Annotated in this window: 13 protein-coding genes; 8 read left to right on the top strand and 5 right to left on the bottom strand. The window is 67.5% G+C overall.

Annotated elements, in window-relative coordinates; genetic code table 11:
- Window positions 1–106: 106 nt before the first annotated feature.
- From H7A87_RS04165 to H7A87_RS04135, 7 genes are all read left to right on the top strand, one after another.
- On the top strand, window positions 107–706 hold the full coding sequence (locus tag H7A87_RS04165) for an ATP-binding cassette domain-containing protein (RefSeq protein ID WP_104586218.1): 600 nt from the start codon (window positions 107–109) through the stop codon (window positions 704–706).
- Complete coding sequence (locus H7A87_RS04160) at window positions 703–3,186, top strand: FtsX-like permease family protein (protein ID WP_119129654.1); 2,484 nt, start codon at window positions 703–705, stop codon at window positions 3,184–3,186. The genes H7A87_RS04165 and H7A87_RS04160 overlap by 4 nt, the downstream gene beginning before the upstream one ends.
- Window positions 3,187–3,381: 195 nt before the next feature.
- Complete coding sequence (locus H7A87_RS04155) at window positions 3,382–4,299, top strand: TauD/TfdA family dioxygenase (RefSeq protein WP_119129653.1); 918 nt, start codon at window positions 3,382–3,384, stop codon at window positions 4,297–4,299.
- A gap of 85 nt (window positions 4,300–4,384) precedes the next feature.
- On the top strand, window positions 4,385–5,431 hold the full coding sequence (locus H7A87_RS04150; protein WP_119129652.1) for an ABC transporter substrate-binding protein: 1,047 nt from the start codon (window positions 4,385–4,387) through the stop codon (window positions 5,429–5,431).
- 3 nt (window positions 5,432–5,434) lie between these two features.
- A complete protein-coding gene (locus tag H7A87_RS04145) occupies window positions 5,435–6,274 on the top strand; it encodes an ABC transporter ATP-binding protein (protein ID WP_115676154.1) in 840 nt (279 codons plus the stop codon).
- Window positions 6,271–7,155 carry an ABC transporter permease gene (locus H7A87_RS04140; protein ID WP_119129651.1) on the top strand — a complete coding sequence of 295 codons (885 nt, stop codon included), beginning with the start codon at window positions 6,271–6,273 and terminating at the stop codon, window positions 7,153–7,155. Before H7A87_RS04145 ends, H7A87_RS04140 begins: the two co-directional genes overlap by 4 nt.
- A gap of 186 nt (window positions 7,156–7,341) precedes the next feature.
- Window positions 7,342–7,695, top strand: coding sequence for a DMT family protein (locus H7A87_RS04135; protein WP_024938302.1), 354 nt, complete (start codon window positions 7,342–7,344; stop codon window positions 7,693–7,695).
- Window positions 7,696–7,856: 161 nt separating this feature from the next.
- Here the strand turns inward: H7A87_RS04135 and H7A87_RS04130 are convergent, their stop codons facing one another.
- The 5 genes from H7A87_RS04130 to H7A87_RS04110 all read right to left on the bottom strand — a co-directional run bounded on the left by H7A87_RS04130 (window position 7,857) and on the right by H7A87_RS04110 (window position 13,351).
- Window positions 7,857–8,780: a DUF6607 family protein gene (locus tag H7A87_RS04130; protein ID WP_119129650.1), complete on the bottom strand. Its 924-nt coding sequence runs from the start codon at window positions 8,778–8,780 to the stop codon at window positions 7,857–7,859.
- Between the two features lie 28 nt (window positions 8,781–8,808).
- Window positions 8,809–9,441 carry a Hemin transport protein gene (locus H7A87_RS04125; RefSeq protein ID WP_119129649.1) on the bottom strand — a complete coding sequence of 211 codons (633 nt, stop codon included), beginning with the start codon at window positions 9,439–9,441 and terminating at the stop codon, window positions 8,809–8,811.
- A gap of 5 nt (window positions 9,442–9,446) precedes the next feature.
- Window positions 9,447–11,678, bottom strand: a complete 2,232-nt coding sequence (locus H7A87_RS04120; RefSeq protein ID WP_119129648.1) for a TonB-dependent hemoglobin/transferrin/lactoferrin family receptor — start codon at window positions 11,676–11,678, stop codon at window positions 9,447–9,449.
- 152 nt (window positions 11,679–11,830) lie between these two features.
- Window positions 11,831–12,070 carry a hemin uptake protein HemP gene (locus H7A87_RS04115; protein ID WP_024938306.1) on the bottom strand — a complete coding sequence of 80 codons (240 nt, stop codon included), beginning with the start codon at window positions 12,068–12,070 and terminating at the stop codon, window positions 11,831–11,833.
- Window positions 12,071–12,382: 312 nt separating this feature from the next.
- Window positions 12,383–13,351 (bottom strand): aldo/keto reductase, encoded by a 969-nt coding sequence (locus tag H7A87_RS04110; protein WP_119129647.1) that lies wholly within the window; start codon window positions 13,349–13,351, stop codon window positions 12,383–12,385.
- A 1,370-nt stretch (window positions 13,352–14,721) separates the two neighbouring features.
- On the opposite strand from H7A87_RS04110, the gene H7A87_RS04105 reads away from it, so the two are divergent.
- Window positions 14,722–16,020, top strand: a complete 1,299-nt coding sequence (locus H7A87_RS04105; RefSeq protein WP_016903833.1) for a nucleoside transporter C-terminal domain-containing protein — start codon at window positions 14,722–14,724, stop codon at window positions 16,018–16,020.
- The last annotated feature ends 27 nt before the right edge of the window (window positions 16,021–16,047 follow it).

Raw genomic sequence — 16,047 nt, 5'->3', positions numbered from 1 at the left:
CAGTCTGGCCCCCCACTCCAGTACCCGCATTGCCATCGACGTCCGCGACGTCGGCAAGTCCGTCAGTGGACCGGAGGGAACACTCCACATCCTCGACAAGGTCAGCTTGACGGTCAGTGAAGGCGACAGTATCGCCATCGTCGGCGCATCCGGCTCGGGCAAGACCACCCTGCTCGGCCTGCTGGCCGGGCTGGACCTGCCCAGTCGCGGCAGCATTGCGCTGTCCGGCCAGGAGCTGGGCCAGCTGGACGAAGAGGCCCGTGCCGCCCTGCGCGCGCGCGAGGTGGGCTTCGTGTTCCAGAGCTTCCATCTGCTGCCGGCGCTGACCGCCGAAGAAAACATCGCGCTGCCGCTGGAACTGGCCGGGCGCGAGGACCCGGCGCGGGTACGCGAGGTACTGGAGGCAGTCGGCCTGAGCGCGCGTGCGCGCCACTACCCGCGCCAGCTGTCCGGTGGCGAGCAGCAACGCGTGGCGCTGGCACGCGCATTCGTGGCCAGACCGCGCATCCTGTTTGCCGACGAGCCCACCGGCAGCCTGGACCAGACCACCGGCGCGCAGATCAGCGACCTGCTGTTCGCGCTCAATGCCACCAGCGACACCACCCTGGTGCTGGTGACCCACGACATGACGCTGGCGCAGCGTTGCAAGCATATCTACCGCATCGACAGCGGCCGCCTGCACGCCCAGACCGGTCCGGCCGCATGAACGTGCTGCGCCAAGCCGCACGCGCGGTGCGCCGCGAGTTCCTGGCCGGCGACCTGCTGACCGTGTTCGCCGCGCTGGTGCTGGGCGTGGCGGTGATGACGGCGGTTGGCACGCTGGTCGATCGGGTGACCCTGGCGCTGACCTCCAGCGCGGCCGAGGTGCTCGGTGGCGATCTGGGCGTGACCGGCCGCCAGGAAATCCCGGCCGACTTCGCCGCCGAAGCGCAACGCCGCGGCCTGCAGAGCACGCGCATGGTCAGCTTCCCCAGCGTGCTGTTTCACGGCGAGGCCAGCCAGATGGCCAATATCCGCGGGGTTGGCGCGGGCTACCCGCTGCGCGGGCAGTTGCTGGTGTCCAGGGACAGCGCCGGCATGCAGGGCACGCCTGCGGGCGCACCGCCGCCGGGCCAGGCCTATGCCGACCCCCGCCTGCTAGAGGCCCTGGGCCTGCGCGTGGGCGAACAGCTGGAGTTCGGTGCCGGCCACCTCACCATCACCGGCGTGCTGCGCGCAGAGCCGGATGCGTCCGGCGAGCTGATGCAGCTGTCGCCACCGCTGCTGGTCAATCGCGCCGATATCGACGGTGCCGGATTGCTTGGCCCCGGCAGCCGCGCTTCGTACCGGCTGATGTTCTCCGGTGCGCCCGATGCCATCGCCGAACTGCGCGCCTGGCTGAAACCGCGCGCCAGCGAATTCCGCCTGGTCGGCATCGAGGACACCCAGCGCGGCATGCGCGCAGCGTTCGATCGTGCGGGGCGCTTTTTGGCCTTGTCGGCCTTGCTGGCGGTGCTGTTGTCCGGTGTGGCGACCGCATTGGCAGCGAACCGCTTTGCGATGCGCCGGATCGACACGGTGGCGGTGCTGCGCTGCCTGGGCGCACGCCAGCGCGACATCCTGGCGATGCTGTCGCTGCAATTGCTGCTGACCGCGATTCCGGCCTGCCTGGTCGGGATCGGGCTGGGCATGCTGGCGCAGGAAGGCCTGGTGCAGGCGCTGGGCAGCCTGATCCCGAACCGGCTGCCGTTGCCGCAGGCCACCCCGGCCCTGGCCGGTGCAGGCATCGGCCTGGTGCTGTTGCTGGGCTTCGGCCTGCCGCCGCTGCTGCGGCTGCGCAACGTGCCGCCGATGCGCGTGCTCAACCGCAGCTTTGCCGCGGTGCCGCCGAGTTCCCTGCTGGTCTACGCCGCGGCATTGGCGGCCACGCTGGCGCTGACCGTGTATGCGACCGGCAACCTGGTGCTGGCCGGCTGGGTGCTCGGCGGGCTGGCCGCCCTGGCGTTGGTGGCGATGGCACTGGGGCTTGGCCTGCTGGCCTTGCTGCGGCCGATCCAGCACCGCCTGCGCGGCGCCTGGAAGCTGGGGCTGGCTTCGCTGACGCGGCGCCGCGGGCTGAGCGTGGTGCAGTTGGTCGGGCTGTCGCTGTCGTTGTGCGCGCTGCTATTGCTGGCGGTGGTCGGCCCCGGCCTGCTCGGGCAATGGCGCGATCGGCTGCCGGCGGACACGCCCAACTATTTCCTGATGAATATCCAGCCCGAGCAGACCGAACCGGTGCTGCAGACGCTGCGCGGCCTGGGTGTGCAGGATGCGGCCGTGGAGCCGTTTTCGACCGGGCGCCTGGTGGCGATCAACGACAAGCCGCCACTGCGCGGCGACCGCGATCCGGCCGACGATGGCGACGGCGACAACCGGCCGGTCAATTTCTCCTGGCGGCATGCATTTCCGCCGGCAAACACCTTGCTGGAAGGCAAGTTCTGGGCGGCCGACAGCACCGCGCCGGAGGCCTCGGTGGAAGAAGGCTGGGCGCAGCGGTATCAGCTCAAACTGGGCGACCGCATCACCCTGCTGCTGGGCGAGCAGCAGCGCAGCTTCACCGTCACCAGCATCCGCAAGGCCGACTGGGACTCGTTCCGGGTCAATTTCTTCCTACTGCTCAACCAGGGCTCGGTCGGCGATGCGCCGTACAACCTGATTTCCAGCTTCCACCTGCCGCCCGGCAACGCGCCCAAGCTGGCGTCGCTGAGCCGCGACTACCCCAACATTTCGGTGCTGGACATCGATGCGATCCTCGGCCGCGTACGCGAGGTGATCGACCAGGTGGCGCAGGCGGTGCAACTGGTGATGGGTTTCAGCCTGCTGGCCGGCGTGCTGGTGCTGCTGGCGGCCTTGCAGGCCACCGCCGGCGAGCGCCGCTATGACAGCGCGGTGCTGCGCACGCTGGGCGCGCGTCGCGGCCAGTTGCGTGGTGCGGTGCTGGTGGAGTTCGGCGCGCTCGGTCTGCTGGCGGCGACGCTGGCGGTGACCGCCGCCGCGGTGATCGGTGCGGTGGTTGGGCAAAAGGCGTTCGAGATCGCATTGACGCCGGACTGGCCGCGCCTGCTGCTCGGCGGCGCGTTTGGCCTTGCGTTGAGCCTGCTGGCCGGCTGGTCGGGCACGCGCCGCATCCTGTCCACGCCGCCGGCGCTGGCACTGCGGACCGACTGAGGCCGGGTTGGCTGGACACGTGAGCAGGGCGGCGCGCAGGCGTCGCCCTTTTGCGTTCCATCGCCCCGGTGCATATACCGGCAGCGCATAAGCACCTTGCCAATCGTACGTTCGCAGCGGCGAGCGGACTGCCTACAATGGTGTGTCCGGCCGCCGGCCCAGGCGGCCCTTCGTTGCCGTCGAGGTGCCACCGTCATGGCCAGCGTCCCTTCTGCTGCACGTGCGCAGCCGCCGCGCGATGCGGTTTCCGCCGAACACGCTTCCAGTGTCCGGATCGTGCCGTTCGATGCCCCGCTGGGCGCCGAAGTGATCGGCCTGGATCTGTCGCAGCCGCTGGATGCGGAGACCTTCGCGCGCATCCACCAGGCGCACCTGGACTACCACGTGCTGGTGTTTCGCGAGCAACGCATCACGCCGGCGCAGCAGGTCGCCTTCAGCCGTCGCTTCGGCCCGCTGCAGATCCATGTGTTGCGTAATTTCCAGTTACGCGGGCATCCGGAGGTGCTGGTGGTCTCCAACATCAAGGAAAACGGCAAGCCGATCGGCCTGGGCGACGCCGGCCACTACTGGCACTCGGATCTGTCCTACAAGGACACCCCCAGTCTGGGATCGCTGCTGCACGCGCAGGAACTGCCCAGCGAAGGCGGCGACACCTTGTTCGCCAACCAGCACCTGGCCTGGCAGACCCTGCCCGCCGCGCTCAAGCAGACGGTGCAGGACCTGCGTGCCGAGCACAGCTACCTGGCCAAGTACGAGGAACTGCGTGCGCGCAATCCGTGGCGCCCGGCGCTGACGCCGGAACAGATCGCCGAAGTGAAACCGGTGCAGCATCCGGTCGTGCGCACGCACCCGGAAACCGGCCGGAAAGCGCTGTTTGTCAGCGAGCATTTCACCACCCGCATCGTCGGCCTGCCCGACGACGAGAGTGCCGCGCTGCTGCAGGCCCTGTTCGACCACAGCACCCGCGATGCCTTGGTGTACCGGCATCGCTGGCAGCCGCACGACATGGTGTTCTGGGACAACCGCTCGGTCATGCATCTGGCCGCCGGCACGCCCGATCACCTGCGGCGCCGCCTCAACCGCACCACCATCGAAGGCGATGCGCCGTTCTAGCCAAGGTGCCGCCTCGCGCACGGTTTACAGCGCGTGATGCGCTGTGAAACGCGCCATCCCCTCCCCCTCCCGACTGGAGCGCCGCATGCGTTTGACCGTCACCTCTCACGCGCGTCCGCAGCGCCGACGCGTTTCCCGGCGTATTGCGCTGCTGCTCCTGGCCGCACTGCCGTTACTGCACACCGCACAGGCACAGGCCGAAGGAAAGCTGCGCATCGCCAAGCAGTTCGGCATCGTCTACCTGCTGCTGGACGTGGCGCAGGATCAGAAGCTGATCGAGCAGCAGGGCAAGGCGGCCGGCGTGGACATCGACGTGCAGTTCCTGCAGTTGTCCGGTGGCGCGGCCGTCAACGATGCCCTGCTGACCGGGTCGATCGATATCGCCGGTGCCGGCGTCGGGCCGTTGTTCACCATCTGGGACCGCACCCATGGCCGCCAGAACGTGCGCGGCGTGGCATCGCTGGGCAACTTCCCCTACTACTTGATCAGCAACAATCCGCGCATCAGGTCCATCGGCGATTTCACCCCGCAGGATCGCATCGCGGTGCCGGCCACCGGCGTCTCGGTGCAGTCGCGTTTCCTGCAGCATGCCTCGCAGCAGCGCTGGGGCGACAAGGGCACCCACCAGCTGGATCCGCTGCAGGTCGCCTTGCCGCATCCGGACGCGGCCGCAGCGATCATCCGCGGCCGCACCGAGATCACCGCCCACTTCGCCAGCCCGCCATTCCAGGAGCAGGAGCTGGCGCGCAATCCGGCCGCGCACATCGTGACCAGCTCCTACGAGATCGAAGGCGGCCCCTCGTCGGCCACCGTGCTGTATGCCACCGAGAAATTCCGCCGCGACAATCCCAAGACCTACCGCGCGTTCGTCGCGGCGCTGGATCAGGCTGCGCGCTTTGTCACCGCCCATCCGGAGCAGGCGGCGGATATCTTCCTGCGTCGCAATGGCTCGAGCATCGATCGCGCGCTGGTGCTGCAGATCCTCAAGGACCCGAAGGTACAGTTCACCGTGGTGCCGCAGAACACGCTGGGACTGGGCAAGTTCATGCAGCACAGCGGCGCGATCAAGCAGACGCCGGGCAAGCTGGGCGACTATTTCTTCGACGATCCGCTGATCGCAGGCGGGAGCTGAGCGATGGCCACGCCCACACCATTGCTGCAGGTCGACCACGTCAGCCTGGAATACGCCTCCGCGCAGCGCGTGGTGCGTGCCACCCACCGCGTGCGTTTCGACGTACATGAGGCCGATCGCTTCGTGCTGCTGGGGCCGTCGGGTTGCGGCAAATCCACCTTGCTCAAGGCGGTGGCCGGCTTCGTCACCCCGCGCGAGGGGCAGATCCGCCTGGATGGCAACGCGGTCACCGGACCCGGACCGGACCGGGTGGTGGTGTTCCAGGAATTCGACCAGCTGGCGCCCTGGAAGACCGTGCGCGAGAACGTGGTGTTCGGCCTGCGTGCCGCCCGCAAGCTGTCGCGTGCCGAAGCGCGCGAACGTGCCGACGACAGCCTGGCGCAGGTCGGGCTGAGCGCGTTTGCGCAGGCGTATCCGCACACCTTGTCCGGCGGCATGAAGCAACGCGTGGCGATTGCGCGCGCGTTGGCGATGCGGCCGCGCGTGTTGTTGATGGACGAGCCGTTCGCCGCGCTCGATGCGTTGACGCGTTCGCGCATGCAGGAGCAGGTGCTGGAGCTGTGGGAGCAATCGCGCTTCACCTTGTTGTTCGTCACCCATTCGATCGAGGAGGCCTTGGTGGTCGGTAACCGCGTGCTGTTGTTGTCGCCACATCCGGGCCAGGTACGCGCCGAGCTCAACGCGCATGCGTTCGGCCCGCACAGCGCCGGCAGCGTGGCGTTCCAGCAGACCGCGCAGCGGATCCATCGGCTACTGTTCGACCTGCCCGACGACACCCTGGACGATGCCAAGGTGGCGCCATTGCGTCGCCCTGCCGAGCGCCAGCGCGAGGTGCTGCCATGAGCGGCGGCAACGCCACCGCGCTGCCGCCATTGCCACCGGTGCGGGCCGAGTACGAAGTGGCCCTGCAGCCGCTGGATCCCGCATTGGTTGCAGCCGCCGCGCCGACGCGCTGGCAGGCACCACCGTGGCTGCGCAAGGCGCTGGTGCTGGTGGTGCTGATCGCGGTGTGGGAGATCGCCGCACGCGTGGTTGGCGACGATCTGATGCTGCCCAGCGCGCTGCAGACCGCACGCGCGTTCTACGACGGGCTGCTGTCGGGCGAGTTGTTGCGCCGCGTGGGCGCCTCGCTGCGCGTGCTGGCGCAGGGCTACGCGCTGGGCGTGGTGCTGGCCTTCGTGCTGACCGCGCTGGCCGCCTCCACGCGCTGGGGCCGCGACGTGCTCGGCACGCTGACAGCCATGTTCAATCCGCTGCCGGCCATCGCGCTGCTGCCGCTGGCCCTGCTGTGGTTCGGCCTGGGCACCGGCAGCCTGGTGTTCGTGCTGGTGCATTCGGTGCTGTGGCCGCTGGCGCTGACCACCTACGCCGGCTTCCAGGCGGTGCCGGAAACCCTGCGCATGGCCGGGCGCAATTACGGGCTGCGCGGGCCGCGCTACGTGGCGCAACTGCTGATTCCCGCCGCGCTGCCGGCGATCCTGTCCGGGCTGAAGATCGGCTGGGCCTTCGCCTGGCGCACCCTGATCGCGGCCGAACTGGTGTTCGGCGCCACCTCCGGCCAGGGCGGCCTGGGGTGGTACATCTTCCAGAACCGCAACGAGCTGTATACCGACCGGGTGTTCGCCGGCCTGGCGATGGTGATCGTGCTGGGCCTGCTGGTGGAGGGCGTGGTGTTTCAGGCCATCGAGCGGCTGACCGTGCGCCGCTGGGGCATGCAGCGCTAGCGGGATGACCGCGGGAACCCCGGGCGCCGCGATGCGTGGGCAGGCGCTTTGCCTGGCCACGCTGCAGATGAACGTGCCGCGCCGGCCACCAACGGCCTGAGCCCGCGTGCCGGGCTCATCGGCACGGTCGCGTGCGCTTAACGGGCCTGGCTTATGCTGCCGGCCCCTCTCCTGCCGCCTGCCGTCATGCCTACCGCTCCTTTCACTGCCTATCTGTATCCGGTGCTGTTGCTGATCGCCAGCAATGTGTTCATGACCTTCGCCTGGTACGGGCACCTGAAGTACAAGAGCACGCCGCTGATGATCGCCATCCTGGTCAGCTGGGGCATCGCGTTCTTCGAATACTGCCTGCAGGTGCCGGGCAACCGGCTGGGCAGCGCGGTGTATTCGGCGCCGCAGCTCAAGGGCATGCAGGAGGTGATCACGCTGCTGGTGTTCGCGGGCTTCTCGACGTTCTACCTGGGCCAGTCGTTGAAGTGGAATCACTGGGCCGCGTTCGGCTTGATACTGGTCGCGGCGTTTTTGATGTTCAAGGAATAACGACCAAGCGCCGTCTCGCCGGTAGGAGCGCACCAGGGCGCGACCTCGCAGGAGCGTCCCGCGGCGCGATGGGCGTGTCGGGCGCGATGGGCATGTCGGACATGTCGGGCGTTATCGGGAATGCCACGTCGCGCCCTGGTGCGCTCCTACAACCGGGGTGGCTAGTTCGCCGGTTCGACCCACTGCGCGAACACCGCGTCCAGCTGCGCGTCCTTGACCCGCTTGCCGTCCTGCACCGCCTCGGCCTGCTGGAACATCGGCATGATCATCGCCATGCCGTCCGGCTTGGTCTTCAGATGCACGCCAGGCGGCGTGTCGAGGAACCTGGCCCAGCGCGTGCGCACCTTGGCCCAGTAGCCCTGGGTGCCCTTCCAGTACGCATAGGCCGGGGCGAAGTCGACCTCGCTGGTCTTGCGGTAATCGTTGAAGCCGAACTCGCGCGCGATCGCTTCCTGGCTGCCGTCGGGCTTGCGCAGCACCTTGGTGTTGAACTGTTCGTGGGTCCAGCCGTTGGGCGTGAGCGTATGGCGATTGATCACCGCGAGCGCGTTGTAGTCGCTGCGCTTGGTGTACTCGCGGCGCGGCAACGGGCGCCAGCTCAGATCGCTGGTCCAGGTGGGATGGCCGTCGGCATAGTCCCAGCGACCGGTGCCGCAATAGCGCGGCGCGTCGCTGACCTCGTAGACGCACTGCGTCCAGGCGCCGGTGGTCACTGCCGGCGGCAGCGCATGCACCGTCCAGGTCTGATCGGCGCTGAACTCGAACCGCTGCGGCGCTTCGTAGATCCAGTCCTGCCGCCAGTGCTTGGTCACATGCTTGCTTTTCTCATCCACCAGCAGGTGCTGCAGCACCAGCTTGCGCGGTGAATCCTCCACCACGATCACCACTTCGCTGGCACCGCTGCGCATGGCCGACGCACGCTCGTAGCCGGGCTTGAGCAGCACCGTTTCGTCAAAGGCAAAGTCCACCGCGTATTCGCCCTGCATTGCCAGGATGCTCTGGCGGTCGCGCTGGACGTCGGCGGCGGCGATCAACGGCAACAGGCTCAGCGTCACTGCGATGCAACGGGGAAACAGTCGGCTCATTCGGAACTCTCGGGAGTGTTGGAGACCGTCAGCGGCGCAGGCGCACCAGCGCCGTCGTCATGTCGGATGGGTTGGTGTTGCTGGATGTGGCGGAGGCCGTGCGCAAGGCGGCAGCGCGTGCGCAGCAGCAATCGTCCACCGCCACGCGTCCGTCGATGCCCTCCTCGCGTGCCAGGCGTGCGGCAACCTCGGCGCCCAGCGCCGACACGCTCGCTAGGCTGGCGACAAACGGTTGCTCGCCGGTGGCGGCGGTCTGCAGCCGCAGCGCGCTCAATCGCCACGCCTGCCCCCGCATGCGTCCGGCCAGGCGACGCCACAGCCGCTCCCCGACGCCCAGCTCATGGGTTTCCACCGGCAGCGGCGGCAGGCGCGAGACCAGGCGATCCCAGACCAGGAAGTCGCTGTCAGGCAACAGGCAGATCCGCCAGCAGCACTGCCCTTCGGCATCGAAGAACCAGATGCTTTCGCGCACGCCATCGCTGTCGACCTGCCGGCACGCCGCCGCATCCACCGCGTGCTGCCAGCCGTCCAGTTCGTTGCCCAAGGCAGGCCGATACAGACACAGCACCGTGCCCAGCGCGGCCAGCTGCTGCGGCCGCGGCAACGCGGCGCGGGTGGCACGTGCATGCGACAACGACGGCAGCGGGCGGGCGATGGGCATGGCCGCTACCAGCTCACTGCCAGGCTGACCGAGGCGGTACGCCCGGCGCCGGTGAAGCGGTCGAGCACCGTGCTGCTGGCCAGCGTGCCGTTGGGCAGCGCGTTCCAGTCCACGTAGCGGCGGTCGGCGAGATTGAAGATGCCGGCGGTGACCTTGGCACCGGGTGCGAACTCCCAATGCCCCATCAGGTCCAGCGTGGCGTAGCCGGCCGGGGTGTAATAGCTGTCCAGCTGTGGGCGACGCTTGCGTGCGACGAAGGTGCCGATCACTTCCGCGCCCCAGCCATCGCTGTCGAAGGCCACGCCGAGCGTGCCGCGCAGCGGGTCGACCGAGTTGAGCGGGGTGCCGTCGGTGAGGTTGTCGCCTTCCGAGTACGCCACGGCGCTGTTGAGCGACCAGCCCTGCCAACCGGCCAGGGCGCCCAGATCGATCCCGCCGCGCGCTTCGGCACCCTTGATCACCACATCGTCCACGTTGCGCGACTGGAACAGCATCAGCCCGTCGGCGTTGAAGCCGGCCGGCGCATAGGATTCGATGAAGTTGCGGTAGTCGGTGTAGTACACGCTGACGCCCAGATAGCCGATGGCATCATTGAAGCGCAGCCCCAGCTCGCCACCGCGGCTGGTTTCCGATTTCAGGTCCGGATTGGCGATGGCGGTGTAGCGCGCCTGCAGGTTGGTGAAGCCGATATTGACGTCGTTGTACGGCGGTGCGCGGAAGCCGTGCGCGTAATTGGCATAGGCCGACCAGGCGTCCGAAAACCGCCACAATGCACCGAACTTGGGAGAGACCTGGGTCTCGTCGATGGTCTCGGCGGCAACGCCGGGATTGTCTTCGCGGAAGATGTCGTCCACCTGCGGCGACAGCCGGAAATAATCCACGCGCACGCCCGGCGTCAGCGACAGCTTGCCATCGAACAGGCCGATCTCGTCCTGCGCATACAACCCGAGCTTGGTGGTCTGGCTCTTGGGGAAGTCGCGCACCGGAAACACGTCCTGCCCCACGCGATTGGTGATGGTACCATTGGCCAGATTGACCGAGTAGCCATCGCGCTTGGCGCGGGTGTCGGTCCAGGTACCGTCCAGGCCATAGGTGATGGCGTGACTGAGCGTGCCGGTGTCGATGGCCTTGTGTGCGTTGACCAGCAGGCCGTACACGCGCTGATCGAAGTTGTGTTCGTTATGCCGGCGGGTGTTGTTGCCACGCAGCTCGTCGGTGCGCTGCAGGCTCTCGCTGTCCTGGCGATACAGCTGCCACTGCAGGTCGTCGGCCAGCGACCAGCCCAGCGCATCCAGTTCGTGCCGCAGCGAAACGCGCGCACGGGTCTGATGGTCGCGCCCGTCCTGCGACAGGATGCGCAACGATGGGGTGGTCACACGCGGGTCGATGCCGGTCAATGCCTCGATGCTGCCGTAGTCTTCGTTGCCTTCCACGGTGAGCTTGAAGCGCTGCTGCGCGCTGGGCGCGTACACCAGCTTGGCCAGCACGCTGCGGCCATCGATGCGCTGCGGGTTGGCCGCGGTGCGGGTGACATCGCGGCTGCGGATGTCGCCCTGGTTCTGCGCCTCCTGGCCCTGGCGATGGCTGACCGCCACCATGCCGCTCCAGCGTTCGCCGCCGAACGCACCGGTGGCACCGGCGAACAGGCCGTTCCAGTCGCCTTCGTAGCCGAACTTCAGGCCGACATAGCTGTGCCTGTCGGCGCGCAGGTAATCGGAGGGGTCCTTGGTGACGAAGGCCACCACGCCGCCCAGGGCGTCGGAGCCGTACAGGGAGCTGGCCGGCCCGCGCACCACTTCGACGCGCTTGAGCGTTTCCAGATCGACAAAGTTGCGGTTGGCGTTAAGGTAGCTGCCGAAACTGAAGGTGTCCGACACCGGCACGTTGTCGACCAGGATCGCCACGCGGTTGCCATCCAGCCCGCGGATGCGGATGCCGTTGGCGCCGCTGAAGCGGCCGCTGGTGCTGGTGACCGACACGCCCGGCGTGTAGCGGAACAGATCCTTGAGCTCGCGCACCAGTTGATTGTCCAGTTGCTCGCGGTCGATCACATCCACCGTGCTCGGCACATCGACCAGGGCGCGCTGGGTACGGGTGGCGGTGACCTGCAGCCGGTCGAAGTCGTGGACCTCGCGCGCGCCGTCATCCGCGGCAGCGAGGTCGGCAGCGTGGGCACACGACGAAACGGCAGGCAGCGCAAGCGACAGCGCGACCACCAGCGGATGCAGGCGACTCATCGGGAACCCTTGAAAGGACATTCCCGGCAGCGTGTGCTGCAGACAAGGCCGCGGCCGGCCGCCGGGGAACAGCGTGGGGTGCGCGGACGGCGGCGGCAACGCCCGCGACAGACGGTCCGACCCTGCGCAAGGCGCGGATCGGAGCAAGGCGCTTACTTGGTCAGGATGAGCTTGTCGTTGCTGGTATGGCGCAGGCGATAGACGCGGTCGCCATGCTGGATCAGCACTTCGCGACGGCCCTTGAGCAGCGCCTCGCTGCTGATGAGGTCTTCTGCTGGGACGGCACGCGGAGCAGCGCGGTCGCGCAGGTTGACCGGTTCGGAGCGGAGCAGCACGGGATGAGCGGTCATGATCTGGATCTCCAGTCGGTTGGCCAGACAAATAATAACCATTCTCATTTAATGATCAAGAGCCATTCTCATCTTCGCCACACGATCTTTGCATGGACTGAACATTTTCGATTCACAAAATCTATCGGAGTATTCCAGCCAAGCCATCCAGCGCTGTCTTCTGCGCGATGATCGCGGCTCGATCACATCGCTCTGGCATGCGTTTCTGGTCGAGCGAGAAGCAGCCAGCGCCTGACGCCACAGCGACCTGGCCGGCGTGCACGACAGGGAAGACGCAGCCTCACCGGCTCGGTCGGCTAGCAAGACAAAGCCGACAACCTTGCAGCCGCACCACCCCCAGTGCGTGGCGTGCTCTTAGCGCGTTACCGCCTCCACCTGCGCCCAGCCGGCGGCATCGACCTGGGTCAAGGTGTCCAGCGCGCCGAGATTTTCTTCCAGCTGGGCCACCCGGCTGGCCCCCAGGATCACCGTGGATACGTGCGGGTTGCGCAGGCACCAGGCGATGGCCAGGCGTGCGGGCGACTGGCCCAGCTCGGCGGCCAGTGCACAGAACGCGCGGGCGCGTTCCAGGCGGCGCGCTTCCGGCGCGCCCAGCACTTCGTCCTGCAGCCAGTGATTGTCCGGTTGGCCGAGGCGGCTATCGGCGTCTACACCGGCGTTGTACTTGCCGGTCAGCAGGCCCGAGGCCAGCGGCGACCAGATCGTGGTGCCCAGCCCGCCCTCGCACAGCGGCGCGTATTCGCGTTCCAGCCGGTCGCGGTGCAGCAGGTTGTACTGCGGTTGCTCCATCGACGGAGCGTGCAGGTGTTCCTGCTCGGCGATGGTGATGGCCTCGCGCACCTGCTCGGCGCTCCACTCGGAGGTACCCCAGTACAGCACCTTACCCTGGCGGATCAGGGCATCCATGCTGCGCACGGTCTCCCGGATCGGCGTGTCCGAATCGGGCCGATGGCAGAAGTACAGGTCCAGATAGTCCACCCGCAGGCGCTTGAGTGCGGCATGGCAGGCGTCGGTGACATGCTTGCGCGACAGCCCGCGCTGGGTCGGGCGCGGGCTGTCCACCGCGCCGAAAAACACCTTGCTCGACACGCAGTACCCGTCGCGCGGCAGGCGCAGGTCGGCGATCACATCGCCCATCACCTCTTCGGCGCGGCCGCGTGCGTAGACCTCGGCGTTGTCGAAGAAAGTGACGCCGTTGTCCCAGGCGGCGGCAATCAGGTTGCGCGCTTCGCTGCGCCCGATCTGCTTGCCGAAGGTGACCCAGGCCCCGAACGACAGGGCCGACAGCTGCAGCCCGGTGGACCCCAGACGACGGTAATGCATTGGCACACTCCAACAACCTCCGCGGCGCCCTGCCCCGGATCGGCGTGCGCAGTGTAGGACGTGGTGCTGCCGGCGCGACAGGCTTGCGCGGCATCCATGCCGCTCAAGGTCCCACGCCGACACCCGCGCAAGCACCACCAGTTATTGTCGGTTGCGGAAAGAAAATGCCGAGGGCCCGGTGGTCTGCAAGTCTTTGGGAGCGTCACCATCGCTGGCGACATGACAGTAGATGGATGGCTTACTGATCACATCGGCCACGAAGTCCACGGGCATCAACACCTGCTTGACGCATTGCTTGCCAATCAGCGGCGGCAAGCTTGGGAGCGGGGTGTCGCGTCCGGGGGGCGGGACCGTCTGCCGGCATGGATGTCGCCACCGAGTCTCCAGGGACGGATTTACGGCGTGTCCCGCCACCGGATGCGGTGCCGCGCCGCCGACCGACTCCGCACACCGACCGACCCTGCGCATGAGATCTGCCGGTGCTACGTGGAAGCTTCGGTCTACGGCGGGCGCTTGCACGCGTACCGGCGTGGGACACGCCGCAAGTACGTCCATGTAGGCTCTGGCGCGGCATCCATGCCGCTCAAGGTCCCACACCGATACGCGCGCAAGCACCACCGGTTGCTATCGGTTCCGGAATGAAATGCGAACAGCCAGATGAGCTGCACGTTCTTCCGAGCGTCCATTCCTGGCGGCGTGACAGCAGATGGATGGCTTACCGATTACATCGGCCACGGAGTCCACAGCCATCGACACGTGCTTGAAGCCTTGCTTGCCTTTCAGCGGCGGCAATGTTGGGAGCGCGGTGTCGCGTCCGGGGGCGGGACCGTGTGGCGGCATGGATGCCGCCACCGAGCCTCCAGGGACGGATTTACGGCGTGTCCCGACATTGGATGCGGCGCCGCGCCGCCGACCGACTCCGCACACCGATCAATCTTGTGCACCACATCTAGAGTTCCACGCGAATGCTTCGGTCTGCTGCGGGCGCTTGCACGCGTACCGGCGTGGGACACGCCGCAAGTACGTCCATGTAGGCGCTGGCGCGGCATCCATGCCGCTCAAGGTCCCACACCGGTATGCGCGCAAGCACCACCGGTTTTCATCGATGGCTGAGGGGAAAAGCGGCGTCCGGTCGGGTGATCGCGCTTCGGGGCGCGGTCTTTGCAGGCGACGCACGGGCAGCGAATCGATGCCCCCCGATCCATGACCTTGCGCAAGGGCGGCTCGCCCGCCCGCACGCAGGGAACTGCCCGCGCCCGCCCTGGCTCGCCTGCGGGTCAACGGGCGGGGCCTGAATGCTGCTCGCCTTGCCCGCGGTCACCCCCTGCTCTAGGCTTCTCGTTTTGCCGTCAGCAGCCCCGGGGATTGGAATGGTCGAAGGTTTGGGAAGGATCGGTTTCGGCCTGTTCGGTCTGGCGGTGCTCATCGGCATCACCTGGCTGTTTTCGAGCAACCGCCGCGCGATCGACTGGAGGCTGGTTGCCACCGGTCTGGCGCTGCAGATTTCGTTCGCCGCGCTGGTGCTGCTGGTGCCGGGCGGACGCGATGTGTTCGATTCGCTGGGCAAGGGCTTCGTCAAGGTGCTGAGCTTCGTTAATGAAGGGTCCACCTTCATTTTCGGCAACCTGATGAACATCGACAGCTACGGCTTCATTTTCGCGTTCCAGGTGCTGCCCACCATCATCTTCTTCTCGGCGCTGATGGGCGTGCTCTACCACCTGGGCGTGATGCAGGTGGTGGTCCGCGCGATGGCCTGGGCGATCACCAAGGTGATGCGCGTGTCCGGCGCGGAAACCACCAGCGTGTGCGCCAGCGTGTTCATCGGCCAGACCGAGGCGCCGCTGACGGTGCGCCCGTACATCCCCAAGATGACCCAGTCCGAGCTGCTGACGATGATGATCGGCGGCATGGCGCATATCGCCGGCGGCGTGTTGGCCGCCTACGTCGGCATGCTCGGTGGCAGCGATCCCGCGCAGCAGGCGTTCTACGCCAAGCATCTGCTGGCCGCCAGCATCATGGCCGCGCCCGCCACCCTGGTGGTGGCCAAGCTGCTGGTGCCGGAAACCGGTACCCCGCTGACGCGTGGCACGGTCAAGATGGAAGTGGAAAAGACCACCAGCAATGTCATCGATGCGGCCGCGGCCGGCGCCGGCGATGGCTTGCGGCTGGCGCTGAACATCGGCGCGATGCTGCTGGCCTTCATTGCGCTGATCGCCCTGATCAACGCACCGCTGACCTGGCTGGGCGAGATCACCGGCGCTGCCGCGCTGCTGGGCCGGCCGACCAACCTGTCGACGATCTTCGGCTACGTGCTGGCGCCGATCGCCTGGGTGATCGGTACCCCGTGGGTGGACGCGACCACGGTCGGCTCGCTGATCGGGCAGAAAGTGGTGATCAACGAGTTCGTCGCCTACAGCGAACTGTCGCGTATCGTGAAGGGCGAAGTGCCGGGCGTGGGCCTGAGCGCGGAGGGTCGGCTGATTGCCACGTATGCGTTGTGCGGCTTTGCCAACTTCAGCTCGATTGCGATCCAGATCGGTGGCATCGGCGGGCTGGCACCGGAACGCCGTCACGATCTGGCCAAGTTCGGGCTGCGCGCGGTGCTGGGCGGTTCGATCGCCACGTTCATGACCGCTACCATTGCCGGTGTGCTCTCGCATTTCGGTTGAGGGGCGCGGGTTCATCGGTGTGACGGT

Origin of the sequence: Xanthomonas sp. CPBF 426 (assembly GCF_903989465.1) — a bacterium.
GTDB classification, from domain to species: domain Bacteria; phylum Pseudomonadota; class Gammaproteobacteria; order Xanthomonadales; family Xanthomonadaceae; genus Xanthomonas; species Xanthomonas euroxanthea.
The sequence above is the reverse complement of the archived record's forward strand: the minus strand, read 5'-3'. Positions and strand labels throughout refer to the sequence as shown.

Coding starts and splice junctions, on each gene's coding strand:
- H7A87_RS04120 (WP_119129648.1), bottom strand. CDS start 11,678: ATGAGTCGCCTGCATCCGCTGGTGGTCGCGCTGTCGCTTGCGCTGCCT.
- H7A87_RS04150 (WP_119129652.1), top strand. CDS start 4,385: ATGCGTTTGACCGTCACCTCTCACGCGCGTCCGCAGCGCCGACGCGTT.
- H7A87_RS04160 (WP_119129654.1), top strand. CDS start 703: ATGAACGTGCTGCGCCAAGCCGCACGCGCGGTGCGCCGCGAGTTCCTG.
- H7A87_RS04125 (WP_119129649.1), bottom strand. CDS start 9,441: ATGCCCATCGCCCGCCCGCTGCCGTCGTTGTCGCATGCACGTGCCACC.
- H7A87_RS04155 (WP_119129653.1), top strand. CDS start 3,382: ATGGCCAGCGTCCCTTCTGCTGCACGTGCGCAGCCGCCGCGCGATGCG.
- H7A87_RS04105 (WP_016903833.1), top strand. CDS start 14,722: ATGGTCGAAGGTTTGGGAAGGATCGGTTTCGGCCTGTTCGGTCTGGCG.
- H7A87_RS04130 (WP_119129650.1), bottom strand. CDS start 8,780: ATGAGCCGACTGTTTCCCCGTTGCATCGCAGTGACGCTGAGCCTGTTG.
- H7A87_RS04110 (WP_119129647.1), bottom strand. CDS start 13,351: ATGCATTACCGTCGTCTGGGGTCCACCGGGCTGCAGCTGTCGGCCCTG.
- H7A87_RS04145 (WP_115676154.1), top strand. CDS start 5,435: ATGGCCACGCCCACACCATTGCTGCAGGTCGACCACGTCAGCCTGGAA.
- H7A87_RS04140 (WP_119129651.1), top strand. CDS start 6,271: ATGAGCGGCGGCAACGCCACCGCGCTGCCGCCATTGCCACCGGTGCGG.
- H7A87_RS04115 (WP_024938306.1), bottom strand. CDS start 12,070: ATGGTTATTATTTGTCTGGCCAACCGACTGGAGATCCAGATCATGACC.
- H7A87_RS04135 (WP_024938302.1), top strand. CDS start 7,342: ATGCCTACCGCTCCTTTCACTGCCTATCTGTATCCGGTGCTGTTGCTG.